8 protein-coding genes are annotated in these 8,044 nt (G+C 59.5%); 1 reads left to right on the forward strand and 7 read right to left on the reverse strand.

Annotated features, from left to right (window positions below):
* Positions 1–296 precede the first annotated feature (296 nt).
* From CK944_RS20755 to CK944_RS20775, 5 genes are all read right to left on the reverse strand, one after another.
* Positions 297–548 carry a CcdB family protein gene (locus tag CK944_RS20755; protein ID WP_103174963.1) on the reverse strand — a complete coding sequence of 84 codons (252 nt, stop codon included), beginning with the start codon at positions 546–548 and terminating at the stop codon, positions 297–299.
* Positions 548–784 (reverse strand): type II toxin-antitoxin system CcdA family antitoxin, encoded by a 237-nt coding sequence (locus tag CK944_RS20760; protein WP_103174964.1) that lies wholly within the window; start codon positions 782–784, stop codon positions 548–550. Before CK944_RS20760 ends, CK944_RS20755 begins: the two co-directional genes overlap by 1 nt.
* 568 nt (positions 785–1,352) lie before the next feature.
* Complete coding sequence (locus tag CK944_RS23025) at positions 1,353–2,528, reverse strand: VCBS repeat-containing protein (protein WP_146038738.1); 1,176 nt, start codon at positions 2,526–2,528, stop codon at positions 1,353–1,355.
* 247 nt (positions 2,529–2,775) lie between these two features.
* Complete coding sequence (locus CK944_RS20770; RefSeq protein ID WP_103174966.1) at positions 2,776–3,897, reverse strand: S1C family serine protease; 1,122 nt, start codon at positions 3,895–3,897, stop codon at positions 2,776–2,778.
* A 26-nt stretch (positions 3,898–3,923) separates the two neighbouring features.
* Positions 3,924–4,142 (reverse strand): antitoxin MazE family protein, encoded by a 219-nt coding sequence (locus tag CK944_RS20775; RefSeq protein ID WP_103174967.1) that lies wholly within the window; start codon positions 4,140–4,142, stop codon positions 3,924–3,926.
* Positions 4,143–4,332: 190 nt separating this feature from the next.
* Between CK944_RS20775 and CK944_RS20780 the strand changes: the two genes are divergently transcribed.
* A complete protein-coding gene (locus tag CK944_RS20780) occupies positions 4,333–4,758 on the forward strand; it encodes a GFA family protein (protein ID WP_103174968.1) in 426 nt (141 codons plus the stop codon).
* Between the two features lie 265 nt (positions 4,759–5,023).
* Here CK944_RS20780 and CK944_RS20785 read toward each other — a convergent pair whose 3' ends face one another.
* On the reverse strand, positions 5,024–6,532 hold the full coding sequence (locus CK944_RS20785) for an acetyl-CoA hydrolase/transferase family protein (RefSeq protein WP_103174969.1): 1,509 nt from the start codon (positions 6,530–6,532) through the stop codon (positions 5,024–5,026).
* A 253-nt stretch (positions 6,533–6,785) separates the two neighbouring features.
* Positions 6,786–7,472: a hypothetical protein gene (locus CK944_RS20790; protein ID WP_103174970.1), complete on the reverse strand. Its 687-nt coding sequence runs from the start codon at positions 7,470–7,472 to the stop codon at positions 6,786–6,788.
* Between the last annotated feature and the right edge of the window lie 572 nt (positions 7,473–8,044).

The following is an 8,044-nucleotide window of genomic DNA, read 5'->3' on the forward strand; positions in this document are numbered from 1 at the left end:
CTCCAGAGCGCTCGCTCGAACGCTGCCCGAATGATCCGGTTCCTGGGATGCTAGCTCATCGAGCAGGCTTTGCCTTAACCAGCTTCAGGAAAGAACCACTTGCGTGTTCATGGATTTCTGCCCAGCAGCCTTCTGTGAATGCTGGCAATCACGGCAGCATGGGAGGCTCCTACAATGCGTTACACCGAAACCGACCGATTGAGGCGGTCCGAAGTTGTTCCGGCAATGGTTTTTCTGTCAGCTGGGCTTCAGAAGCCAACCAGCACCATGTCCAGCGCTGCCATGATCTCGCTGTCCTAATCGGCCAGATTGGAAACGGGGCTGCGTAGCAGGGTGCGTGGGACCGCCGCCAGGAACTGGGTGACCATGACATGCGGCTCGGACCCGATCTCGAACACAGGATTGAGCTGTTTTGCAGGATTCGGAGCATCGGCCAAGGGCAGAAGCGGCACGACAACGCGCGTGTTGAGTCCGCTTAGAACATTGGCCTGGACATCCAGCACATAGCCCGCGCCGCCGGGGCGGGCATAAACGTCGAAGCGGGCCATCAGAATTGGCGATACTGATCAAGCGGCAGACCGTGCGCGTCAGTCCAGGCGTTCGAACTGGCAAGGGCTTCGGCGTTCTCGCGCTGCCATGCCTCTGCCTTGGCTTCAGCAACAGCGCAGCGCAACCCGGCCTCTGCAGCCTGCGACAGGTTCACGCCAAAGGACCGCGCTTCGCTCAAAAGCGATGAGTCGAGTGTCAGGTTCGTGGACTTTCCAGGCGCTGATTGAACTTGCATGACTCACCTCGTGCTATGCGCATGATATATGCGCACCGTCTTGGCAGGCAAGCGGCCCGTCATGGCCAAGCTGTGCTTCCCCTGGCGTGCCCCGCGCGCACCTCCCGCTTCCAGTGTCATCAACCGCTTCCCGGGTTGCATCACACCCTAAGGCTGATCGAAATTTGGTTGCAGCGCAGCAAAACGCTCTGCCAAGCGGGCGGGGCGTTTTGAGAAATGGGGATACTTTGAACAAAACCCTGCACACAAACACCAGCGAACCCTTAAGAAGACCGAATCTGCGAGTGCCGCAGCACGGAAAGCCTACAAGAGTTGTAGCGCGAAGGGGTTCAGCGACGGATGTCTTGGGGCCTTGAGCAAATGTTCGGATTCACTCCACGCGACTCACGACAGGGCGGCATTCGAAGCCTGTTTGGAGTCGGGTAAGTCCTGAATACCGCCAGGGCCTAAGGCTTTGTTCAAGATCGCTGCGTCGCTCAGCAGGCCCGGGAAGCTTTCACTTCCCAGGTAGTTCCCTTGAGCCACGACCTGAGAACGGGTCTGGAAAGAAGATGTAATACCTTCGATCTCAGTCTAGGCCGCCAGCACCAATAAGGCGCCAGTCCCTGCCAACTGGTCCGGCAATGTCGATGCCGTCCTGGCGTTGGCCATTGCGGATCGGCCAATAATGAACCTGGCCACTGAAGTGCTGCCACAGGATGTCATCGGTGGCATCGCCATTGAGGTCCCCGGAACCTATCAGCGTCCAATCTCTGCCAACAGGTCCAGCGATATTGATGCCGTCCAGGCGCTGACCATTGCGGATCGGCCAATAATGAACCTGGCCGCTGAAGTGCTGCCAGAGGATGTCGTCGGTGCCATCGCCGTTGAGGTCCCCTGACCCGATGATTTGCCAGTCCCTCCCAACTGGTCCAGCAATGTCGATGCCGTCCTGGCGCTGGCCATTGCGGATCGGCCAGTAATGAACCTGGCCGCTGAAGTGCTGCCAGAGGATGTCATCTGTTCCATCACCATTGAGATCTCCGGAACCAACCAGCGTCCAGTCCCTGCCAACGGGTCCAGCAATGTCGATGCCGTCCTGGCGCTGGCCATTCCGGATCGGCCAATAATGGACTTGCCCGCTGACATGCTGCCAGAGAATGTCATCCGTTCCATCATCATTAAGGTCGCCGGACCCAATCAGCCGCCACTCCCCGCCGACGGGTCCAGCGATATTGATGCCGTCCAGTCGCTGACCATTTCGGATCGGCCAATAGTGGACCTGCCCACTGACATGCTGCCAAAGAACGTCGTCCGTGCTGAGGGTCAAAGGCTGTCCGGTCGTTCCGATTAACTCAGCCACGAGATTAACTGTTACATCTCCCTCACTAGAGTTGCTGAGGCGGATTATATGTGGGCCGGTTGTCGATGCGACCACAGAGCCTGTCTGAATTGTCTCCCATTCAGCGCCGATGCCGCCATCATGCTCCCAGGCCGAACATGTCACTGTCACCGGGGGAAACTGGGCCTGCGTCAGTATTCGATTGATAGGCAGCGTCTCACCAGTGTTGGCCTCCTGGTTGGAGATGAACTCAGTTTCTTGTTGATTTCCAAGAGCGCAGGACAGCCTCCAATCGCATGTGCCGATCTCGTTGCAATCATTTACACGAAGCGATGTGAAATTCACCCTGACGTCGGCCTGAGCTGCTGAGCTGACGGCTGTAGATATTGCAGCCGCGCTTAATATGAAACCACAGGTTTTCATGATACGACTCACTAAACGGAATATAATAGAAACTGGTTATATTCCGTATCACTAGAACGATTTTGTGACAACCTTATTTATTCGCGCAAATACCCGCAAAAAGATATTGTGGAAATATACTATATTTCGGCCAGTATTCTCGCGGGCCGCTTCTATGGGCAGGTCCGCGGCCGACCACTGGCTAGTCCGCGCACCTTTGCCTGACAGACTGCTAGGTAGCTGTTCAACGTCCGCAGCCAGCCGATCGTCACTGCCCCGCAGCCAGGGTCACCATGACCTCGATCCTTCGGTCGTGCCGAAGGAGCCCCAGTTTGATTGCGTCACCTGCCTGCCGAACATCGAGGCCAGCTCTCAAATCTTCTGAGTTCTTCACAGCGACCCCGTCTATGGAGACGATCACGTCACCAAGGGTCACCCTGCCATCTCGGGTGATCCTGGCCGGCCTGAGGCCTGCTGCATCCGCTGGGCTGCCTGGCGTGACATCCAGCACCATCACCCCAGCCATTCCGGCGCGTGCCAGCAGGGCATCGCCACGCGGATCATGCGAAACGCCCAGCACAGGCGGCGCATAGCGGCCTGTAGCGATTAATTGCGGCACGACCCTGTTCACTGTGTCCACGGGAACAGCGAAACCGATGCCCGCACTCGATCCCGAAGGACTGTAGATCGCCGTGTTGACCCCGATCAGCCGTCCGGCGCTGTCCAGAAGCGGGCCTCCTGAATTACCAGGATTGATGGCGGCGTCGGTCTGGATCAGGCCGCGGATCATCGTGCCGCGCTTGCCGGGGAGCTCCCGATCAAGGGCAGAGACAATGCCGGTGGTCAGTGTCCAGTCGAGACCAAAAGGATTGCCGATGGCGAAGACGCCTTGCCCGACTTGCAGGTCCTCGCTGCTCCCAACTGCGAGGGGTAGGGGCCGCTCGGATCCCGCCTCGATGTGAAGCACTGCCAGGTCATGTTCGGGAGCCGTCCCCACGAGGCGGGCAGGATAGGCGCGGCCATCGGCAAGCCGCACCAATGCTGCCGTCGCCCCCTCGATGACGTGGTTGTTGGTCACCACATGGCCTTGCGCATCCCAGATGAACCCCGAACCGCTGCCGCGCGGAACGTCATAGGCGTTCCGGGTCCAGAAATCGACCACGCGGCTTTCAGTGGTGATCGAGACAACGCTATCCTTGGCACCTTCGAAAATGGCGATGGTGGTCTGCTCGTTCGTGGCCAGATCGCCGCGGGGAACAACGACCCTCGGCTCCCCGGCTGGCTCACGCAGAGCCAGTTCCAGGAGAGGAACGCCGCGCCAGACCAGGACGACGAGGATTGCGGCAAGTGTCACAAGCACGAGCCTTGGCAAAAATCCGTCTGCTTTCATTCGTAGTGTCCGCGGACTCCCGCCCTTCACCGCCACCCTTCCAGTTCCTCCAGGGCGGCATCCATATGGTCCGAGAGATCGGCGTCGCAACGATCCGAGTCTGCAATGAGCGCGGACTGACGCCGGCACTCCGCAGCAAAGCCGGGGCGGCGGGTATCGGGCATCCAGATCGGGACAGGTTGCAGACCGGCGGCGCGCAGGGCCTCCCGGCGCTTCCAAACTCGTTCCGAAACAGGGATTGGCATGACCCACCTCCTTTCTGTCGATTGTAACAAACAGCCAGCCGGTGCCCAATCATGAACTGGCTGGCGACCCGTTCCGCCTGGCCTCACGTGAGTGGATCAGGGGGAACACGCAGTCTTCTTGGCCCATTGCAGTCGTTGCGAGCCCCGGATGCGGCATTTAGACTTCCGTCATGCATGGAGGTCACCGTCGATGAGCAACCTGAAACCACAGCACAACGGAGCCTGTCATTGCGGCTCTGTCCGCTTCAAGGTTCGTTTAACCGATGAGTTCAACACGATCCGGCGGTGTTCATGCTCCTACTGCCGTATGCGGGGAGCTATTGCCGTTTCGGCGCCGCTCTCGGAGATGGAATTCATCCAGGGCGAAGACAATTTGACGCTTTACCAGTTCAATACTGGAACAGCGAAGCATTATTTCTGCAAGACCTGCGGGATATATACCCATCACCAGCGACGCTCCGATCCAAGCCAGTTTGGTGTCAATGTTGCGTGCATTGAAGGCGTCAGTCCATTCGACTTCCCGGAAGTTGTCGTTACGGATGGCGTTCATCATCCGTCCGATACCCTTGGGGACGACAGAATTGTAGGGATTTTGCGGTTCAGCCCCACGGAGTAGCGGGAGGTGGCGGACGGCGGGTGCGTTTGCTGATCTGCCGGTCGACCATCCAACCTGGGTGTCTGCTGTGCGGACGAAGCTGCCGGTCACCCGCCTCGAAACTCTATCCCAGCGTCCTTCCTGGCCATGAGGTCTTAAAAGCTCCTTCGGGCTGATCTAGCAAATAAACGCCTGAAACGCGTGCCCGCCCCGTCTCTGGCCGGGTTTATTGCAAGAGGGTCATTAGTCGGCGCTGAAAACCGGATCAGGCAGCCGGGGGGAGCCGTTACGGCAACATCGACCCGGTCTCGATGAACCGTTGATGCCAGCTCAGCGCCTCGTTCAGCAACGACGGCGACTGCATCCCGTAGGAGCCTTGGCAGGCGCGACGGAAGTAGTCAGCCAAGTGCGGGCGATAATCAGGATGGGCGCAGTTCTCGATGATGACAGTGGCGCGCTGTTTCGGCGACAGGCCGCGCAGGTCGGCCAGGCCCTGCTCGGTCACGATCACCTGGACGTCCTGGGTGATGTGATCGACATGGGACGCCTGTGGCACGATGGCCGAGATGCGCCCGCCCTTGGCCGTGGACGGCGTCATGAAGATCGAGACATAGGCGTTGCGGGCGAAATCTCCCGAGCCGCCGATGCCGTTCTGGATGCGCGAGCCCATGATATGCGTGGAGTTCACGTTGCCATAGATGTCGGCCTCGATCAGCCCGTTCATGGCAAGGCAGCCAAGGCGGCGGATCAGTTCCGGATGGTTGCTGATTTCCTGCGGACGAAGGATCATGCGGTCGCGATAGCGGCCCATGTCTGCATTGACCCGCGCAGCCGCCTCGGGTGACAGCGAGAAGGAGGTGGCCGAGGCCATCCGCAGCTTGCCCGCGTCCAGCAGGTCCAGCATCCCGTCCTGGATCACTTCGGTAAAGGCAGTCATGTTGTCGAAGGGGCTGTCGACGAGGCCCGTCAGCACCGCATTGGCGATGTTGCCCACGCCGGACTGGATTGGCAGCAGCGAGGCGGGCAGACGGCCCTTGGCAACCTCGTGGCGGAAGAATTCCATCAGGTGCCCGGCAATGCCGCGGGCAGCTTCGTCCGGCGGGGTGAAGGGCAGGTTGCGGTCGGGCGCATCGGTTTCGACGATAGCCACGATCTTCTCGGGGTCGCAGCGAAGCCATGGTTCGCCGATCCGGTCGTCGGCCCGCGTCAGCGGGATCGGCACCCGATCCGGCGGCAGTCGTGTGCCATAGTAGATGTCATGCATCCCCTCCAAAGCCGGGTTCTGCCAGCTGTTGACCTCGAGGATCACCTTCTCCGCACGGTCCAGCCAGGTCTTGTTGTTGCCGACCGAAGAGGAGGGAAGGAGCGACCCATCCTGACGGATGCCGGTCACCTCGATCACCGCCACATCCAGCGGGCCAAGGAAGCCCTGCCAAGCCATGGGAGCCACCTGGCTCAGATGCATGTCGAAATAATCCATCTCGCCGCGGTTGATCTTCTCGCGGGCAATGGGGTCAGAGTTGTAGGGCAGGCGGAACTCGATCCCGTCGGCCTTGGCAAGCGCGCCATCCAGTTCCGGACCGGTCGAGGCGCCGGTCCAGATGCGGGTGCGGAAGGGTCGGCCTGCCTGATGCTCCGCTTCGATCCGTGCGGCCAGGGCCATGGGAACAGCCTTGGGGTAACCCGATCCCGTGAAGCCGCTCATCCCCACAGTATCGCCTGATACGATCAGAGCCGCGGCCTCCTCTGCTGTCATGATCTTCGTGCGAAGCTGCGGGGGCGCGATGCGGGTCATGGTGCCGTCCTTCCGGAAAAAAGCTGCGGCTTGCCTTACACCCTGTGGATGAAGGATGTGAAGGTCGATGGCGGCAGGTTGCGCGTGTCAGCGCGCACCTGCCGGCACTCCACCGGAATGATGTAAGCCGCTTCAACCGACAGGCGCAGGCGGGCTGTCACGGCTCATTTGACCTGGTCGGGCGGTGCTCCGCTGGGCCGTCTTACTTCCGTTGGCCTTCGCCGGTTTCGGCGTTCCCGTGCAGCGAAGCAGATCAGGCGAGGCTCAGCCTCATCTCGTTAAAGATGTTCCTGATCTTGCATGCGTAACCCCCGCTCCCGTCATCATCGACGGCATGGAGGATGCCGACAAGCCTTCCTTCTCCGGTCATGATTGGCGCGCCAGAATCCCCCTCCGAGCCGAAACGCTTGGCGTTGTTAGCCGGATTGTCCTTGTCGAAGGTGATCTGTATCAGGTCATGGAAGTCGCCATAGGTGTAGCTCGACATGGTGATCCTCCCAACGGTCCTGCCGGTGGTGCGACCGTGCTTCTGGACGATCATGCCATCTACGGGATCGGCGATATCCTTGATGTCTCCGATCTTCCAGACGTAGTTCCGATATTTGGTGTCGTCATCGAGGAGCGCGATGCCTGCGTCGAGTGTGCCCGCGTAATGCACTTCGCTTGTTGTGGCGACACCGTTGATCCAGCCCGCTGGCTCCGGCTGATAGACCCGGGCGTCAATCGGCGTAATGCCACCCTTTTTCTGCGGTTTCAGAACATGGCCTGCAGTCAGCAGGTAAGGTGGGCTGTCTGCCTCCACCACTCCGGGCTTTGGCCCTTGCCTGACGAAGCATCCAATTGTCCCGGGAGCAATATTGAATCCCCCGAAGCCGGCGACTGCGATCTGAATACCCGCGGCCAGGGGGCGTTCCTTCCACACATAAGGTCCGGACGACATCGACAACTTCCGTTTGACGTGGATGCTTGAGGCTTAGCAAGGCTAGGACTTCAGGCTGCCTTGAACGACAGCCCCGGATCGCGACGGGGTGGCCAACTAGCGGAAACAGCGTATCAAATTGGGGCATTGATTTCTACTAGAACGTCAGGCTGTCCAGTTGCCTGTAGGCCCATGCACGAAATCATGGCGGTCCTTCCGCACGCTGCGATCCCGCACCGCCGGCGTAAGCGGAATGACCTGCCCCCAGGAGAACCCTGCGATAGGCGATCCGAATCCTTCTCACACGCGTTCGCTGCACGTCATGGCTGAATTCCGTGGGACACTGGAAAACGTGCAGGATATACGAACCACAACCATTATATCAGGTTGTCGAAGATCTTCGGTATTCGCCAAGTTTCGCCGTCTAGAGCCACATTCGTCAAATATGGTTGGCCCGAATTGGATTGATATAATCTCCTATCAGGGGCCGCCGCCGCCATTAACTTTGAAAAACCCCAGTTCTGTAAGATCAAAATCTACGACATTCTCGCGCATCTCACGGTTGAGTAAATAGTCCGGCCTGAACAACTCTT

Origin of the sequence: Paracoccus sp. SY, from assembly GCF_002901215.1 — a bacterium.
Classification (GTDB): domain Bacteria; phylum Pseudomonadota; class Alphaproteobacteria; order Rhodobacterales; family Rhodobacteraceae; genus Paracoccus; species Paracoccus acridae.